General features: G+C 43.1%; 14 protein-coding genes and 2 pseudogenes. 5 read left to right on the top strand and 11 right to left on the bottom strand.

Annotated features, from left to right (window positions below; all coding sequences use genetic code 11):
- Positions 1–79 precede the first annotated feature (79 nt).
- On the top strand, positions 80–358 hold the full coding sequence (locus NST18_RS01830) for an acylphosphatase (RefSeq protein WP_004888848.1): 279 nt from the start codon (positions 80–82) through the stop codon (positions 356–358).
- Between the two features lie 16 nt (positions 359–374).
- Here the strand turns inward: NST18_RS01830 and NST18_RS01825 are convergent, their stop codons facing one another.
- From NST18_RS01825 to NST18_RS01810, 4 genes are all read right to left on the bottom strand, one after another.
- Positions 375–521, bottom strand: a complete 147-nt coding sequence (locus NST18_RS01825; RefSeq protein WP_004888847.1) for a FeoB-associated Cys-rich membrane protein — start codon at positions 519–521, stop codon at positions 375–377.
- A gap of 14 nt (positions 522–535) precedes the next feature.
- Positions 536–2,539, bottom strand: coding sequence for a ferrous iron transport protein B (feoB, locus tag NST18_RS01820; RefSeq protein WP_340721166.1), 2,004 nt, complete (start codon positions 2,537–2,539; stop codon positions 536–538).
- Complete coding sequence (locus NST18_RS01815; RefSeq protein ID WP_339172593.1) at positions 2,536–2,766, bottom strand: FeoA family protein; 231 nt, start codon at positions 2,764–2,766, stop codon at positions 2,536–2,538. Before NST18_RS01815 ends, feoB begins: the two co-directional genes overlap by 4 nt.
- A 107-nt stretch (positions 2,767–2,873) precedes the next feature.
- Positions 2,874–3,590: an arginase family protein gene (locus NST18_RS01810; protein WP_004888844.1), complete on the bottom strand. Its 717-nt coding sequence runs from the start codon at positions 3,588–3,590 to the stop codon at positions 2,874–2,876.
- Between the two features lie 189 nt (positions 3,591–3,779).
- Between NST18_RS01810 and NST18_RS01805 the strand changes: the two genes are divergently transcribed.
- On the top strand, positions 3,780–3,899 hold the full coding sequence (locus NST18_RS01805) for a rhodanese-like domain-containing protein (RefSeq protein WP_231106944.1): 120 nt from the start codon (positions 3,780–3,782) through the stop codon (positions 3,897–3,899).
- Positions 3,900–4,267: 368 nt separating this feature from the next.
- Positions 4,268–4,524 (top strand): annotated as a pseudogene (locus tag NST18_RS01800) (DsrE/DsrF/DrsH-like family protein); the annotation flags it as partial.
- Between the two features lie 128 nt (positions 4,525–4,652).
- Here the strand turns inward: NST18_RS01800 and NST18_RS01795 are convergent.
- Entirely contained in the window at positions 4,653–5,342 is a 690-nt protein-coding gene (locus NST18_RS01795; protein ID WP_004888842.1) for a TerC family protein, read from the bottom strand.
- Positions 5,343–5,567: 225 nt separating this feature from the next.
- Here NST18_RS01795 and NST18_RS01790 point away from each other — a divergent pair.
- Positions 5,568–6,013 (top strand): annotated as a pseudogene (locus tag NST18_RS01790) (C40 family peptidase).
- A gap of 167 nt (positions 6,014–6,180) precedes the next feature.
- Here NST18_RS01790 and NST18_RS01785 read toward each other — a convergent pair.
- A complete protein-coding gene (locus tag NST18_RS01785; RefSeq protein WP_340720599.1) occupies positions 6,181–7,662 on the bottom strand; it encodes a methyl-accepting chemotaxis protein in 1,482 nt (493 codons plus the stop codon).
- Between the two features lie 106 nt (positions 7,663–7,768).
- Positions 7,769–8,842, bottom strand: a complete 1,074-nt coding sequence (locus NST18_RS01780; RefSeq protein WP_004888840.1) for a nitric oxide synthase oxygenase — start codon at positions 8,840–8,842, stop codon at positions 7,769–7,771.
- A gap of 227 nt (positions 8,843–9,069) precedes the next feature.
- Here NST18_RS01780 and NST18_RS01775 point away from each other — a divergent pair, with 227 nt between their 5' ends.
- Positions 9,070–9,321 carry a hypothetical protein gene (locus NST18_RS01775; protein ID WP_128356909.1) on the top strand — a complete coding sequence of 84 codons (252 nt, stop codon included), beginning with the start codon at positions 9,070–9,072 and terminating at the stop codon, positions 9,319–9,321.
- Between the two features lie 135 nt (positions 9,322–9,456).
- Here the strand turns inward: NST18_RS01775 and NST18_RS01770 are convergent, their stop codons facing one another.
- The 4 genes from NST18_RS01770 to NST18_RS01755 all read right to left on the bottom strand — a co-directional run bounded on the left by NST18_RS01770 (position 9,457) and on the right by NST18_RS01755 (position 16,823).
- The gene (locus NST18_RS01770; RefSeq protein ID WP_004888838.1) at positions 9,457–11,121 is read right to left on the bottom strand and encodes an L-lactate permease; all 1,665 of its coding nucleotides are present in this window, start codon (positions 11,119–11,121) and stop codon (positions 9,457–9,459) included.
- A gap of 240 nt (positions 11,122–11,361) precedes the next feature.
- Positions 11,362–12,831 (bottom strand): alanine/glycine:cation symporter family protein, encoded by a 1,470-nt coding sequence (locus NST18_RS01765; RefSeq protein ID WP_340721165.1) that lies wholly within the window; start codon positions 12,829–12,831, stop codon positions 11,362–11,364.
- Positions 12,832–13,196: 365 nt separating this feature from the next.
- Positions 13,197–13,361, bottom strand: a complete 165-nt coding sequence (locus NST18_RS01760) for a hypothetical protein (protein ID WP_015373875.1) — start codon at positions 13,359–13,361, stop codon at positions 13,197–13,199.
- A 120-nt stretch (positions 13,362–13,481) separates the two neighbouring features.
- Entirely contained in the window at positions 13,482–16,823 is a 3,342-nt protein-coding gene (locus NST18_RS01755) for a DEAD/DEAH box helicase family protein (protein ID WP_035018409.1), read from the bottom strand.
- Positions 16,824–16,901: the final 78 nt, after the last annotated feature.

Below are 16,901 nucleotides of genomic sequence, written 5' to 3'. Positions count from 1 at the left end.
TTACGTATTCAACGTATGCAATGCGAGGTAGGCTGTTGTATGATTTTTATAGAAAATTTTTAGCGAAGGAGATAAACATATGATCGTTCGTTATTCCATTGTTGCGCACGGTCGCGTACAAGGTGTAGGGTTTCGCTACTTCGCCCAATATGAAGCAAGAAGACGGGGGCTGACTGGTTGGGTAAAAAATTGTGATGTCGACCATTTAATCGAAATAGAAGTGCAAGGAGAAGTTGAACGTGTGGAGGCGTTTGTTGATGAAATAAAAAAAGGGCCGCCATTTGCGCGTGTGGAACGAATAGAACAATACGCCATTCCTACAGTTCCTCACGAAACTACTTTTCGCATTATATATTGAAAAAAGCTGACTGATGTCAGCTTTTTTCATGACAACTTGTGCCGCACGATCCTTTGACAGAGCAAGCCGCACATGTTCCACGCTTACTTTTTTGAATGAAACGAAAAATCGTCCATGCTGCGTATCCAAAAATGACTGATCCGATAACAATATTCACAACCATATATATCCCTTCCTTTAGAAGCCAAGCAAGCTTCCGCCTTGGTAAATCACAAATGAAACAATATACGCCAGTACGAGCGCATATCCAATGGAAAACATCGTCCATTTTCGTGAACCTGTTTCTTTGTAAATCGTTGCAACAGTTGCTAAACATGGAACATATAGTAACACAAATACCATAAAACTAAACGCAGATAAAGCTGTAAAATGCGAGGCCATGAGCCCTTGAAGCGACTCAACATCAGGCACATGATAAATAATGTTCATCGTCGACACAACGACTTCTTTAGCTAAAAATCCGGTCAACAGTGCTGCTCCAGCTTGCCACGTTCCAAATCCAAGCGGTGCAAGTAACGGAGCAAGTACACCACCAATCATCGCCAAAAAGCTATCGTCCATGTTTACATTGATACCATGCGGTCCAACGTAAGATAATAGCCAGATGGCAACAGAACCGCCAAAAATGAACGTCCCTGCTTTTTTCACAAATCCTTTTCCTTTATCCCACGTGCTACGCCATAGCGCTTGCCATTGCGGCATACGGTATGGTGGCAATTCCACGACAAACACCGATGCTTCTTCTTTTAAAATCGTTAACGAAAAAAGTTTTGCAAGTATAAGTGCGAGTGAAACACCAAGAACGTATAAAGAAAGAACGACAAGTGCCTGATTTGCCGCAAAAAACGCACCGACAAACAAAGCATATACAGGCAAACGTGCCGAACAAGACATAAGCGGTGTTAACAACATCGTCACGAGCCGCTCCCGTGGTTGCTCAATCGTCCGTGCCGCCATGACGCCCGGAACATTGCAACCAAACCCAATAATGAGCGGGATAAACGCTTTTCCATTTAATCCGACCGACTCCATTAATCGATCCATGACAAGCGCTACACGTGCCATATACCCTGAATCTTCTAAAAACGAAATAAAGAAAAATAAAATAAAAATTTGCGGAACGAACACAAGCACGCCGCCTACCCCTGCGATAATGCCATCAACAACGAGCGCACGGATAAATTCAGAAGCACCGATCGCTTCTAGCATCGCCGTCACCGAATCGGTTAACGGACCTGCAAAAAACGCATCAAGCAAATCGGAGAGCGGTGCCCCGAGCCAATCAAATGTGAGTTGAAATAATATATACATCGCTAGTAGAAAAATCGGAATGCCGACATATTTATTTGTGACTACCGCATCGATGCGGTCTGTCACCGTCACACGCGCAATTTTTTGGCGTTGCACTGACTGTTCAATCACTTCTCTTACAAAGGAGCGACGACGTTCGTAAATGAGCTGATCAAGCGGTGTTTGCTCGGCTTGTTGCACTTCTTTTTCGGCTTGTTCATATAATGAACGCCACGTTGTTTCCGGCAATTTTTCTGCTACATAATCGCGGACGTAGCTATTTCCTTCATAAAATTGAATGGCGAGCCAACGGGCAGGGAATTTCTCCTCCGCTCCCCACGTCTCAACAAAACGTGCAATCGCTCGTTCCAACGCGATTCCGTAATATATGTGGAGCGGTTTCACTTCTTGAGACACTTTTCCCATTAACATGCGCTCCACTTGATCGCACCCTTTTCCCGTTCGGGCAACGACTGAAACGATAGGTACATGCAACGCTTCCGCTAATTTTTTTTGATCGATGGATATCCCCCTTCTTTCTGCCACATCGACCATATTTAAAGCAATCGCCAATGGCTTACCAAATTCCAATAACTGTACAGTCAACAATAAATTTCGTTCTAATTGTGACGCATCGACGATATTTAAAATTTCATCGAACGGCTCCGTCAATAAAAATTGCGTCACAACCCGCTCATCACGGGACATCGGGTGAAGCGAATATACGCCGGGCAAATCAATTATTTTCGCTTTTTTACTGCGCAAAACGCCCACCTTTTTTTCAACCGTCACACCGCTCCAGTTTCCAACATACTCATACGTCCCTGTGAGCTGATTAAACAATGATGTTTTCCCTGTATTTGGGTTACCTACGAGTGCAACATGCATCATAACGGCTTCACCTGAATGTTTTTCGCTTCATTGCGACGGATGCCGACACATTGTCCATAATTCTCAATCATAAACGGCCCGCCAAGCGGCATCGTACATTTTAAACAAATTTCTGACCCCTCTGTTACACCCATATCTAGCAATCTTCTTTTTACTAAGTTGCTTACTTGTGATAAATCAACAATTTTTGCACGTTCCCCAACTCGTAATTGCGTCATCGCAACCATACGTAATCCCCCAATTAATAATGATAACCTTTATCAATACACATTATAATACCATAAAAAGAAAAAATCTATCTTTTTTCACCATGTTCACAAAATGTTAAGAAATGTTAAGACGCCGATGATATCGAGATATGTTTGAAACATGCACGTATAATCGCTTCATTTGCTTTTTCGTTTTTCGCACAAAATGAAACGTCTTCACCACATATATCAACACCGAGCACGTGCTTGTAGCGATAAAGATGGTCGATATACGTCACGAGCGTCTGTAATGGCATCGTCCCTTGATCCCAATTTGTTTGGGCATCTTGTGGGCGAAGCACATCTTTGTCAATGCTAATGTATATATGTTTTGTCGGAATGGCGCGCACAATCGTCATTGGCGCGTACATCATATCGCTTTTTGGAAAGATAGTTACACATGAAGAGACGTGCGAAGTTGCTGAACCGATGATGACAATGTGTTTTAATGCTGGAACGTGTTTTTGAGCGTATGATACCCATGAGCCACATGAAAGAAGTGGAAACAACGTTTGCTCATTCATATCTGTATGATGGTCAAACAATACGAGCGTAAACGGCTCATGAAGCTGCTTAAGTAATGCATATGAAACATAATGATAGTTGCCGCTTCCGATAAACGTTATCCCTCTTGTATGGCGGCATGCAAGTCGTTTTTCAATTTCTTGCATCGCATCGTCATCGCAATATAAATTCGTTCCGTTTATGTCATACATATCGATCCATTCATGAGGAAAACGAAGAAGATTTCGCTGCCACGTATACGTATCGTCGAAGTTTAAAAACGTTACACTTGGATGCATATTTCTTCCCACCCTTGTGCAAGTTTTCTCTTCAACAAAATTATACAAACATCTTATCAATACATACAACGACGTTTTTGGAGAAAGTATTAACATATTCGTCACAAATAAATACTAGTACTCCTTTATCTATTTAGTTACTTGTGATACAATTCACAACATGAATTAATCAAAAACGGGGCGTGTTTTGTGGATGTGCGTGAAGAAGTCGAACGCGATATGGGCTTCATTCCGGACTCAATTAACATCCCACTCGGACAATTGCGCAAGCGACTTCATCATCTTTGGCGAGGAGACCCCGACTTCTAAGCGAGAGCGAAAGTCGAGGAGGAATCGCCCTTCCTCCTTTCTTTTGTATATGATAGAATAAGAATGTGGAGAAAACCGTTGAATCAAGGCACTCCAATCCCCGTTACTCGATGTAGGGAGTTGGTTGCAGGAAACGTTGCAACCGTAAAACATCGAGCGTACATCCGTCTGTTGTGCGTGGAAGTCAAGTACTGCCTACAGACATGCCGAGCCACTCGGTAGCGATATAGGCATGACCTATGTCGTTGGGTAGTCGTCAACCTGCCCCTGATGCAACCCCAAGTCAAGGAAGGAGGACGAAGTCCGTTCGCACTTCTGGGGAGTTGCAAGCCCCCGCTTCAAGCGTTAGCTAAGTGGGGGTAGTTGACGACCTCCCGTTATCAAAAATGAACATGGCAGGCATGGGACCGAAAATGATTCAATATGTCATGGAAAAGAAACATGTAGACGATGTCGAAACGTTAATGAAAAACGCGATGGCTGCAGGCGTCAAACTTGTCGCTTGCTCGATGTCGATGGACATTATGGGCATTAAAAAGAAGAATTAATTGACGGAATCGAAATTGGTGGCGTCGCAACATATTTAGGCGATGCAGAAGAAGCAGGATTAAACTTGTTTATTTAAAAAAATCGGGCTATCTCGTCGTGGAGATAGCCCTTTCAAGTATATTCACAGGGGGATCGGGGGAATACACTTAGCATTATCCATTATGACCGTTATTTTTGATTTTATACGTGCATGCATGAAATTTTTTATGCTATTTTTCGCTTATCGATCTTTTTATTTTTCACATAGCCCGCTAGTAAAATCAATGCGGTGACAACAATAAGAAATACGAGCGATTGCGAACCATGTGAAACAGCGATCCATTTTTGTAACTGTTCATCCTTTAATAACATTTCCCCTGCTGTCCATGCTAAAATACCTGAGCCAACGTACGGAATCCACTTATATTTTTCCATCGCCAACACAATGGCCTTTGATCCGAAAATCATAATCGGAATGCTGATCGCGACACCAAAAGCAATCATGCCAATATGCCCACCAGATGCACCAGCAATCGCAACGACGTTATCTAAACTCATGATAGCATCGGCAACGATAATGGTCCAAACGGCTTTCCATAACCGATCTGCCGCTTGTACATTTGCTTCCTCTTCCTCGTTAATTAACACTTTATATGCAATCCAAAGCAACAATAATCCCCCGGCAAGATGGACGAACGGAATTTGTAATAACAATACAATGACTGCGGCAAATAATACGCGTAAAATAACCGCTCCAGCTGTACCAAATAAAATGGCTCGATTGCGTTGTTTTTCTGGCAACCGACGTGTAGCCATCGCAATCACAATGGCGTTATCCCCAGATAAAATAATATCGATCGCAATAATTTTTAACAAAGCGACAATCGCTTCTGACGAAATGATCCAATCACCCATTACAGTTCCCCTTTTTCAATGTACTTCTCCCCTATCTTATCGCGAAGCTCGTCTACATTCAACTTTTGTATTCCGACATATATGTTAAATTCTCTCTCTATTTTTACAAAAACTGATCGTTGTAATGTATTTGTAACATAATTTAATGGCTATGTAACAATTTTTCGACATCTTTTTTGCTATAATGTACTCGTCCATGGAACAAGTCTTTTGGAGGTTCAAGCAATGAAAAAAGTTCTGGTCACTACCGCTCTCTTCATGTTGCTATGTTTCACGTTTTTTGCAAACCCTTTCAAAACAGAAGCTGCCTTCTCAGCTAAAACGCTTATCGCTGAAGCACATAAAGTTATTGGCACACCGTATCGTACAGGAGGAACGACACCGAAAGGATTTGACTGCTCTGGTTTTGTTAGCTATACATATAAAAAATAGGTGTATCGCTTCCACGTTCTTCTGGCGCGATGTATACGAAAGGGCGTCCTGTTTCTCTGAACCAATTAGCACCGGGAGACTTACTATTTTTCAAAACATCGAAACATAAAGGAATCTCACACGTTGCCATTTATATTGGAAAAAATCGTATGATTCATGCTACGTCCAAAGGAGTTAAAGTAGACTCGATTCACCAATCTTACTGGAAACAACGTTTTGTTGGCGCTAAACGATTATAATGCGAAGGCGAGCACTTCATGCCGAACGTCTTTTCGACGCGGAGTGCTTGCTCTCGACAGTAAAGCAGGGAATGTTCCCTGCTTTTTTTCATGATTTTTTCATTTTCCCCCCGCATTTTTTCGATATATAATGTATGTAACATGGGGATGATGGAGGTGCTTTTTGTTTACATCATTTGTTGTTGAATGGCCGCGGCACGATGGGCTGTTTCTGTTACATACGCTGCCATTTGTTCATTCGCATCTTTTAAATGTTCTACTGTTGCACTCACCTCTTCAAGCGAAGCGCTTGATTGTTGAATGAAAACTGAAAAATCGCTGATGGAACGGTCCATTTTTTCTCCTTGTTTCTCTAACTTTTCGCTAATGATAAAAAAGTGTGATAGCTGCTCTTGTAAGTAAGTTAGCGATTGATATAGCTTTTCGAAGTAAGCGTTGACTTCACTTGTCAACGTCTCATTTTTTGTCAGTTGTTCGCTCGTTTCATCCATCCGCTCCAGCAACTCATTATTGCTTTCATTCACTTCTGACAAATTGTGAACGATTTGTTGTGTCGTCTCCTCCGTCAACACAGCTAGCTTGCGAATTTCTTCAGCGACAACCGCAAATCCTTTTCCATATTCCCCTGCGCGTGCTGCCTCGATTGTCGCATTTAATGCCAATAAGTTCGTCTGATTTGTAATTTGATTAATTTTTTTTGTTAACTCATTTGTACTCGCAATTTTGCTCGTTAACGCATTTAATGTTGCCCTTGTGGCATGAATGACTTCGCGAAACTTTTCTGTATGCATCAATAACAAATGCATTTTTTGTATGCCCGCTTGCGCCATCTCGCTCGATTGCGAGGAATGCTCCTTTAATTGTTTAGACGTTTCATAAATTTGCTCACCCATCGCTTTCGCTTCCGCTACTTCATTGTGTATATCGATGACTTGCTCGCTCTGCGCCTGACCCGCTACCGCAGCTTGACGAATCGCTTCTTTCATTTCTTCTTGCGCTTGCACATTTTGAAGTACTTTTTGGTGAATATGTTCGACGTTTTCAATAATATGCTTTACTTGTTGTTCGAGCTCATGTCTTCTTGCTGTTTGTTTTTCTTTTTCCTCGTGCGCCTGCCCAACGTGTTCAACAAGTTGATGAAATTGCTTACGGCTTAGATATAGCAGCACAGAAAGCGCGATACCGATCACCACATAAACAATAAAAACCGTATGTCCTGTCTTTTGAAATACTTGCTGAAAAGAAGATGGAACAAGTGCACCGACAACTAAAATGATAATGCCAAGCAGAAGTCCTGTTACAAACAACGTGCGATTCAAATGCAATACAGATAACACAACTAAACAAAAAGCGAGTGCGATCGTTCCTAAACTTCCCCCTGTCGTAAATAAACTACCTAATGTCGCAGAAAATAATATAAAAATAATAAAATATGGATAGATGTGTTCGTACTTTTTCATCTTTTTTAACGCCATATACACGAGGGCATTTAGAACAAGACTGCCACCATAAAAGGCAATCTTCTCAACTTTCTCTCCAATCAAAATAGGCCCGACTACACCTGTTACTGCACTAAGCGTGTAAATAAGAAACAAGAAAAAATTTTTCTTCCTCAGTTCTTCCATTTTGAGTTGCTCGATGAAATCCACACAACCTTCCCCCTTCTTCTTTTTTCTATAAATATATCAAAAAAATAAGAATATAGTAAGTATTATTCTGAAAATTAGGAATATATCCATATAAAAAAACATCGCATCAATGACGGTGCCTTTCATAAGGACGTTCTTGGTAAAAATAATTCGGTTTTACAATTGTATTATCATAATATTGGTGAAAAATGTGCGTCGTCGCTGGGGATAGTGGTGGAATAAGCCAAGTCCAACTGCCCGTTACTTTCCTTCCTGCTTCTTGCTCTTGCTGTTCAAAACGTTTAAACTGCTGAGCCGCTGTATGATGATCGACAATACTTACCCCTGCTTTTTTATATGAGTATAGAACAGCGATATTTAACTCGACAAGCGCTTGATCTTTCCATAATGTACTATTTCTTGACGTATCAAGCCCCATGCATGAAGCAATTTTCGGAAGCATGTTGTATCGGTAATCGTCAGCGAAATTGCGCGCACCAATTTCTGTTCCCATATACCATCCGTTAAATGGAGCCGCTGTATAACGGATGCCGCCAATCTCCAAACACATATCTGAAATAATCGGCACAGCATACCATTTAAGCTGTAAATCACGAAACCACGAAAACGTCGGATGCTCAATCGGCACTTCCAGCACAATATCCTTTGGAATCGGAAATAACTTCGGCTCGCGACCATCGACTTGGATGACAAGCGGTAAAATATCAAAGTGCGTTCGATCCCCTCTCCATCCTAGCTGTTCACACGCTTTCGTGAATGAAATGGACGATGAATCACCGATCATTCCATGCTCTGTTTCGTAACCAGCATAGCGAATTAACTGATGATTCCAAATGCGCACTCGCTCAGGACGAAAAATCGTAATGGTCGGACGGATTTTCCCACCGTTTGTCGCAAATTCGATGTGATAAAACAGCCGCTCAACAACATCCTCTTCCCGCTCAATCGTACGCGCATCAAACACGTGAAGCGTTTGCCAAAATAGACGCCCGATACAACGATTGCTATTGCGCCATGCCATACGCGCTCCGTGCTCAAGTTCTTCGTACGTATGTTCATACGTCCCTGTTTGTTCAATTTCTCGCTTCACTTGTTGCAACCGCTCATATATTTCATCATCGTTTTTTCCTAGTTCTGTATAACATAACGTAATAAATTGTTCCGCCTCTTTCCATAACATATGCCATCACTCCATGTTCGTATCTTCTTATACAATACACCATGTATGAAGAAAATGAAAAGAAGGAGCATGTCGTTTCCTGTTTCGCTCTTCATTCTTATCATTTATAATAGTACTGGGGAACGGTCTTTATCTGTACTGCCACATCAAATAAAGCCTCTCTTCGACACACGACATGCCACACAGCTGTTTCCCTTTCTAATTTCCCACAAGAAAGGAGGAAAACGATGGAGCAAATGCTACAACGCATTTTGGACAAGCTTGAAAACATAGAAGCAGAACTCGCAGAAGTTAAAGCGAACATGGCAACAAAGCAAGACTTAGCGCTTGTCCAACAAGCAGTAATTGAAACAAATGAAATCGTTAAAAAAATAGAAAGTAGAAGCGACAACCATGAGAAACTATTGACTTTTCTTTCGCATCGCTCTCTTGAACATGAGGCGGCTATTTGTAGCAGTCGTTCCATTTTAACGAAATAAACGAGGGAAGCTCCCTCGTCTATTCAATATGATTTAAAACATATTCATCTCCTTTTCGAACGATAACGACATAAAAAGGAACTTCCGGTGCAGAGAAATATATATTCCTCTGCATCCGAATGTCCCTTCCATTCATTAAGGAACCATCCATGAAAGTACATTTGACTGTAAGAACGTTAAAATGCCAATTAAAATGATTAAGAAAATACTATGCTTCACAGTAAAGCGGAATAGATCGGATTCTTTGCCAGCTAATCCTACCGCAGCACAGGCAACTGCAATTGATTGTGGAGAAATCATTTTTCCGACAACCCCACCAGATGAGTTCGCTGCTACCGCAAGCACTGGATCCATGCCGAGCGACGTCGCTGTTACTTTTTGCAAGTTTCCAAACAACAAGTTTGATGATGTATCTGAGCCGGTAATAAATACACCAAGCCAACCTAAAAACGGCGAGAAGAAAGCAAAGAGAGAGCCTGTTTTCGCCAATGTCATCCCGAGTGTTGTGCTCATGCCAGAGGCGTTTGTCACATAGGCAAAGCCGACAACCGAAGCAATAGTGACAATCGGGAATCTTAATTCATTAAGCGTTTCACCAAACGTCGCAAACCATTCACGCCAAGAAATACGAACGATAAATTTCGTAACAATCGCTGCAAATAAAATTGCTGTTCCTGCTGCTCCAAGCAACTCTAGTTTATAAACAGCTAAAATCGGTTGGCCGCTCGCGTTCACAATTTTATTGCTTAATCCAGGCACTTCCGGCATAAATGTTAACGAAGAACCTAATGTATTAAGCGCTTTCAATAACGCGTTCGTTCCTTCGTAATGTCCTGTTAGCGCCGCTTTTACTTGTGGAATTCCCCAGATAGAGATAAACGCTGTTAATACTAAAAATGGAGACCACGCCTTAAATACTTCACCACTTGTATGTTTTGTTGATGTGGCGAATGTAGCACGCGTTTCACTCTCAAAACGATACACGCTTTTTGGCTTCCAAACTTTTAAAAACACAGCTAAGGCAACTAGTGAAACAAGTGCCGATAAAATATCTGGTAATTCTGGCCCTAAAAAGTTTGAGCTTGCATATTGAGTAAGCGCAAACGAGATACCAGATACTAAAACAGCTGGCAATACTTCGACTGTCTTTTTCCATCCAGCCATAATTAATACGAGATAAAACGGAATAAATAACGACAAAAATGGCAACTGGCGACCGACCATTTTCGAGATTTCCATCGCTGGAATGCCCGTCGGACCAGCAACAGCAGTAATCGGAATTCCAATGGCTCCAAACGCAACTGGCGCTGTATTAGCAATTAAACAAATACCAGCTGCATATAAGGGATTAAACCCTAATCCGACAAGCAATGCCGCAGAAATCGCGACCGGTGCCCCAAATCCAGCAGCTCCTTCCAAAAATGCCCCAAACGAAAAAGCAATCAACAACGCTTGCAATCGACGATCTTCCGTAATCGACAAGACCGAGTCGCGAATCGTATCAAACTGTCCTGTTTTCACAGTCAGTTTATATAAAAAGACAGATGTAATAATAATCCAACCGATTGGCAATAACCCGTATACTGCTCCTTGCGTTGCCGACATCACTGCCATACTAACCGGCATTTTGTAAGCGATTACAGCAATGACCAAAGCAACGGCTAGCGTCGTCACTCCCGCTATATGTCCTTTCATTCGCTTCACTGCCAACGCCCAAAAGAAATATAAAATCGGAATGAGCGCAACAACCGCTGACAGTGCCAATTGATCAGCAACCGGCGTAAAATCTTGCTTCCACATAAAAAACCTCCCCTTTCTGTTTTCACCGATTTCTCCCATGATAAAACTGATTACTTAGTCGTCTGATGACCATATGACTGCTGTTGATTCAAATTATAGAAGCAACGCCTAAAAAAAACAAGACAAAAAAGAAAATTTTTCGAAATTTCTTTTAGCGAACAGTGCCAGGCACTATTCGCATCTCAAAAAAAGGGTGTCCCGCTGCATCCGGGACACCGTCGACTCCAACCAATCAACCTGTTACAATGCCTTCTCTTTCTTTTCTTCCCATCTCTTATATCCATTTTCCCAGAATTTCGCGTTCTTGATTCCGTATTTCGACGCGTTGAACTCCGGATCTTTCCCTTGCTTCAGCTGTTCTTCATAATCTTTCAAGGCCATATAAGCCGGTTTAAACAACAACAAGATCGCAATCAAGTTGAGCCACACCATGATGCCAAGCCCGATGTCGCCCATCGCCCACGCCGTCGTCGCCGTTTTGACCGCTCCATAGAACGTGGCCGCCAAAAAGACGAGCTTCAAGGCAAAGAAGGCCGTTCCCCTCTTTTCACTGCGCACCAAATAGGCGAGGTTCGTCTCGGCAATATAGTAATACGCGTACATCGTCGTAAACGCGAAGAAGAACAGAGCGATCGCAATAAAGGCCGACCCGAATCCCGGGAAGAGCATGTCCACCGCCGCCTGCGTATACCCTGCGCCCGGTTCCACCCCTTTCAAATGCTCGACAATCGTCTCTCCCGTTTTTTCATTGATCACATTGTATTGACCTGTAAACAAAATCATCAGCGCCGTCGCCGTCACGATCAAGAACACGTCCAAATAGATCGAAAATGCCTGCACAAGCCCCTGCTTCGCCGGGTGGGACACTTCCGCCGCCGCTGCCGGGTGGGCGCCCGTCCCTTGCCCCGCTTCATTCGCATAAAGGCCGCGTTTGACTCCCCACATCACCGCCGAACCAAGAATGCCGCCAAACACTTGATCAGCGCCAAACGCGCTTTTGAAAATCAAACCAAACACATCCGGGACTTTTTCAATATTGGCCGCAATAATGGCAATCGCGACCAACAAATAGACAACTGCCATAAACGGCACGACAATTTCCGCCGTTTTCGCGATCCGCTTCACTCCGCCAAAAATCGTAAAGCCAAGAACGGCAATCACGAAAATTCCCGTCACCAATTTCGGGATGCCAAACGCATTCGAAAAGCTGTCGGCAATCGAGTTTGCTTGAATTCCCGGCATCAGCACCGCCATCGAGAGAATAATCGCCGCAGCGATCACCACCGCAAACCATTTCCAGCCAAGGCCTTTTTCAATGTAGAACGCCGGACCGCCGCGGTATTGTCCGTCTTGTTCCTCTTTATAAATTTGCGCCAGCGTCGACTCGACATACGCGGTCGCCGCCCCGATAAAGGTGATCACCCACATCCAAAAGACCGCGCCCGGCCCCCCGTACGCAATCCCCGTCGCCGTCCCGGCCACGTTTCCGACGCCGATGCGGCCGGACAACGACATCGTCAACGCCTGGAAAGAAGACACCCCGGCCTCAGAGCTTTTCCCCATCGTCACAAGCCGGACCATCTCTTTCACATGGCGGATTTGCAGAAAACGGGTGCGAATGCTAAAATACAAACCGCAACAAACAATGAATGCAATCAAAAAAGGACTCCATAGCCACCCGTTCACCGTTTCTACAAGCTTTTCAATCAACCCAACCCCTCCTATGCAAGCTGATTATTTTTGTTGTACAACACACAACTTGAATAATATTATAAATATTACACATTTCAGCTTCAATAATTTTTTCATATATCATTCTTTTTTGCATTTTCTTTATATTTCCTGCGCTTGTCCTCGTATAGAAAAATGAACGACTTTCTTCGCTTTTTTTAAAAATAACTTTGAAGCCCAAAAATGATAGATGAGGCAAGACAGAGAAATCCGCCTCGAACGGTCCCCTAATGCCAGTCCTTGAGGCCTTGAGCGCGAGCCCCATCTCCCCCAATGATCCCCATCTGAATCGCCGCAAACGCAAAGCCGAACATACAGAACAGCGTGTTCGTCTTTGGCTGTTGTTACATATAGCCGATGAGAAACACGACAAAACCCGCTAATCCGACCGATGCGACGAAGAGGCCAAAGGCGATCCGTTTCGCGGCTTTGCTCTTTTGGACAACACCATACACGAACAACACGATCGACATGACCAACAAAAGCAAAATGAGAGACGAAATGCTCACGTTCAACGCTCCTTATCGTGCACTGCCCCTAGGAAAGACAGCGTTTTTCCATCCGTGCCATCATGGCCGTGATTCATCCATCCCCAACAGAACCACTTCTCGGTTGATGACATCCACCACTCACGCCCCCACAATATCTTCCGAATTCCGGTTAATCTCATCGATAATACTAATAATCTTCCGCGCGTCATCCATGTTGTCTTTAAAGAGTTCAACAATGCTGCCGACGGTTTTAAACGGTTCTTCCTGCAGCACCCGCTTGTCCATGACTCCATTTTTCACAAAGTAATCGACAATCAATTTGACAAAACGGCTTTGTTGGATGTTCAACCGCTCGCTTGATAAAAATTCAGAAAACGCTTCGTTGGCTGCCTGCGGGTCAAGGCCGACGATTTGGCGGACGAGCTTTGTAATCGGTGTGTCTCCGAATTCTCTTTTATAATCTTCCTGTGTGCCAAGCTCATTCCAAAGAATATGCTCCAGCGTTTTTAAGTCTTGGACGGTTAGCTTTTTATTATTTCGCAACTTGTAAATGGCCATCTGATCGCGGTGTTCGTGCAGATAATGTTCAACCTTTTTCCGATAATTTTTCAGATCATTGACATTAAACATCGGGCCGTTTTCTTTGACCTCTAAGACTTGATCTTTAAAGTTCGTATAGTAAATTTTTTGCGTTTCTTTTTCAAGGAATTTCACTAAATCACGCAACGCTTCGCGAACGGCTTCCAATTCGAAAATATCGGCTTCGCTCCAAAACTCTTCCGTCTGTACCTTTTCGATGATATATTTTTGTTCCACCACTTGAGGAATCGAACCGAGCTTAGATAACGCCTCTGCGGTGCGAATCACACTCCGAATCGGCTTCGTCGCATTTTTCGTTTGCAGCTTCGCCAATTCGATCGTGTACATGAGCAAATCAAAACGTTTCGCAAATTCATCATCATTCAACGGAACAATCAGCGGTGAAATATGTTCTTTGATTTCATTAACATCTATCGCTGTTAAGGAGTCCCATTTCGTCCGGTTTTTAAACTTGTGTACGTATTGAATATGTTGGCGTACGCGGAAGTTTTCTTCGTTTAACTTATTGATTTCCGCTAGCACCTCGTCAATCAATTCATTGCGATAGGCAATATACTCTTCTTCTTGGTACTGCAAATGCTGCAGTTCTTTAATGATTTCGGTTTTGGCATTAAATAGACGCTCCGTTAAGCTTTCCACCGCTTTTCCTTCGATTCCTTTTGGATTTTCGCGGAAAAACTCAAAGTTGCCGCAATAGTCAAAAATAAGAAAATGCGTTTTATCTTGTCCAACTCCGAATAAGTCTTTGCATAAACGGGTTCCGCGTCCGATCATTTGCCAAAACTTTGATTTGGAGCGTACTTTTTTAAAGAACACAAGGTTGACGACTTCCGGAATATCTACTCCTGTATCGAGCATATCGACCGATACCGCAATTTGCGGCCATTTGTTGCGGTCGGAAAAATCATCGATTAATGTTTGGTAGTAGTTCACGCTGTAATCAATGACCCGTGCAAAGCCGCCCTTGTATTCAGGGAACAATTGATCAAAGCGCTCCACGATTCGTTCCGCATGGCGATGGTTTTTCGCAAAAATAATCGTTTTGCCGAGTTTGTCTCCGCCTTCTACGCGAATTCCTTTTTCCATTAAATCTCTGAGTACCGTATCAATCGTATCGTCATTAAACAGCCATTCGTTTAGCGCGGCACTGTCAATATCCTCGCCCACTTCCTCATCAAATGTTTCTTCATATCGTTCTTTTTCTTCATCCGATAACTCATCGTAATGAATGCCTTCTTCGAGAAACTTTAATTTTGTTTCAATCGTCCGATAATCGACTAAATAGCCGTCCTGAACGGCTTGATCTAACTCATAGGCATAGGTCGGCACGCCATTTTCCAGATCAAACACTTCATACGTATTGCGGTCAATTTCATCTTTTGGTGTGGCGGTAAGGCCAAGCAATATCGCGTCAAAATAGTCAAAAATCGCCCGATATTTCTTATAAATACTGCGGTGGGATTCATCGACGATAATTAAATCAAAATGCCCGACGGTAAAGAGGCGTTTGCCGTCTTTTCGCTTCGCTTCGTCAATCGCGTTCATCATCGTCGGGTACGTCGAAAACACCATGCGGCTTTCCTCTGGATTGTCTTTGTTATCGAGCAAATTGCAAAGCGTCAAGTTTGGAAGCAAATGGCTAAAGCTATTTTTCGCTTGCGTTACAAGCGTTTTGCGGTCCGCTAAAAACAGAATATTTTTTACCCAATTATGACGGGTAAGAACATCGACAATCGAAATCGCCGTCCGGGTTTTGCCGCTCCCTGTTGCCATGACAAGCAACGCTTTGCGCCGTTTGTTCTCAAGCGCGTCACAGACTGCTAAAACCGCTTCTTTTTGGTAATAGCGATTCGTTATGTTGTCATTGATTTGCACATTTTTTAGCGGCTTCTTCATCGTCCGACGATCAATAAGCAAGCTTAATTCTTCCTTATTGTAAAAGCCGGAAACTCTCCGCGCCGGATAGTTAAGGTCGTCCCAAATATACGTTTCAAAACCGTTTGTGTAAAAAATGATTGGACGCTGGCCGTGCATTTTTTCAATGCAGTCGGCGTACAATTTCGCCTGCTGCTTTCCTTTGTTCGGATCAGCGGTTGTCCGTTTCGCTTCGATGACCGCCAGCGGCTTTCCGTTGTCGCCAAACAGAACGTAATCGACATAGCCGACTCCTTCCTGATTCGGCATGCCAACCACAGGATATTCCACAACAACATCCTTTTTAAATTCCCAACCAGCAAGCTTCAAATCTAAATCAATATATTTCTTTCTTGTTTCCCATTCGCTCAGTTCATCGACTTGGAAGTGGTACTCTTTTGTATTCGCTTCCCGTTTGGCGGTGAGAAGAGCGCGGAGCTGTTCATTTTCTTTCATCATTTCCTCAAGACGCTTGTCTTTGGAGCTTAACCGTTCGTATAAATCTTTTAATTCTTCCGGACGCTCGCGCTTTTCCTCGCCAATTGGCAATAACGATTCATCAAAGTCCGTAGCGGTGTATTCGTCAGAATAACAATAATCAATCCAAGACACAAACTGATGAAGATGGTGCAGGGAAAGAATCGCTTCTTCCCTCGTAATCATCGAGTTCGTATGAACCGCGACATTTCCCAGTTTGACAATGTAACGCAACAACGGCAACAAGTCTTCATCAATAATGGACAAAAAGACGTTGTCATGAATCAAACTGGAAAGATTATCTTGATACGGAACTTTCAAAGCGCTGTCAAAGCTGTACACCCACTTAACGGCAAGCTCCAGCGCACGGCGCGTTAAAATCGCGCACGTCGCCGGACTCACGACTAAACTTTTCTCTGCCTCTAAACACGCATTCGTAAAACTCTCATAATGAGGTTTGCCTATTAAAAAATGAAAGTTGGATAACAACAAACACCCCTCCCCCCTGACCAAACCGATATGAATTTCCTTTACATGCATTTATCGTTGAATAATTCTCCCTTAAAT

This window comes from Anoxybacillus sp. FSL W8-0104, from assembly GCF_038004465.1.
GTDB lineage: Bacteria > Bacillota > Bacilli > Bacillales > Anoxybacillaceae > Anoxybacillus > Anoxybacillus flavithermus_G.
This window is presented reverse-complemented; position numbering and strand designations above follow the sequence as displayed.

What these genes read in the sequence shown, in the direction of transcription:
- NST18_RS01830 (WP_004888848.1), top strand. Translation starts at nt 80, where the DNA reads ATGATCGTTCGTTATTCCATTGTTGCGCACGGTCGCGTACAAGGTGTA.
- NST18_RS01825 (WP_004888847.1), bottom strand. Translation starts at nt 521, where the DNA reads ATGGTTGTGAATATTGTTATCGGATCAGTCATTTTTGGATACGCAGCA.
- feoB (WP_340721166.1), bottom strand. Translation starts at nt 2,539, where the DNA reads ATGATGCATGTTGCACTCGTAGGTAACCCAAATACAGGGAAAACATCA.
- NST18_RS01815 (WP_339172593.1), bottom strand. Translation starts at nt 2,766, where the DNA reads ATGGTTGCGATGACGCAATTACGAGTTGGGGAACGTGCAAAAATTGTT.
- NST18_RS01810 (WP_004888844.1), bottom strand. Translation starts at nt 3,590, where the DNA reads ATGCATCCAAGTGTAACGTTTTTAAACTTCGACGATACGTATACGTGG.
- NST18_RS01795 (WP_004888842.1), bottom strand. Translation starts at nt 5,342, where the DNA reads ATGGGTGATTGGATCATTTCGTCAGAAGCGATTGTCGCTTTGTTAAAA.
- NST18_RS01780 (WP_004888840.1), bottom strand. Translation starts at nt 8,842, where the DNA reads ATGTTATGGAAAGAGGCGGAACAATTTATTACGTTATGTTATACAGAA.
- NST18_RS01775 (WP_128356909.1), top strand. Translation starts at nt 9,070, where the DNA reads ATGGAGCAAATGCTACAACGCATTTTGGACAAGCTTGAAAACATAGAA.
- NST18_RS01770 (WP_004888838.1), bottom strand. Translation starts at nt 11,121, where the DNA reads ATGTGGAAGCAAGATTTTACGCCGGTTGCTGATCAATTGGCACTGTCA.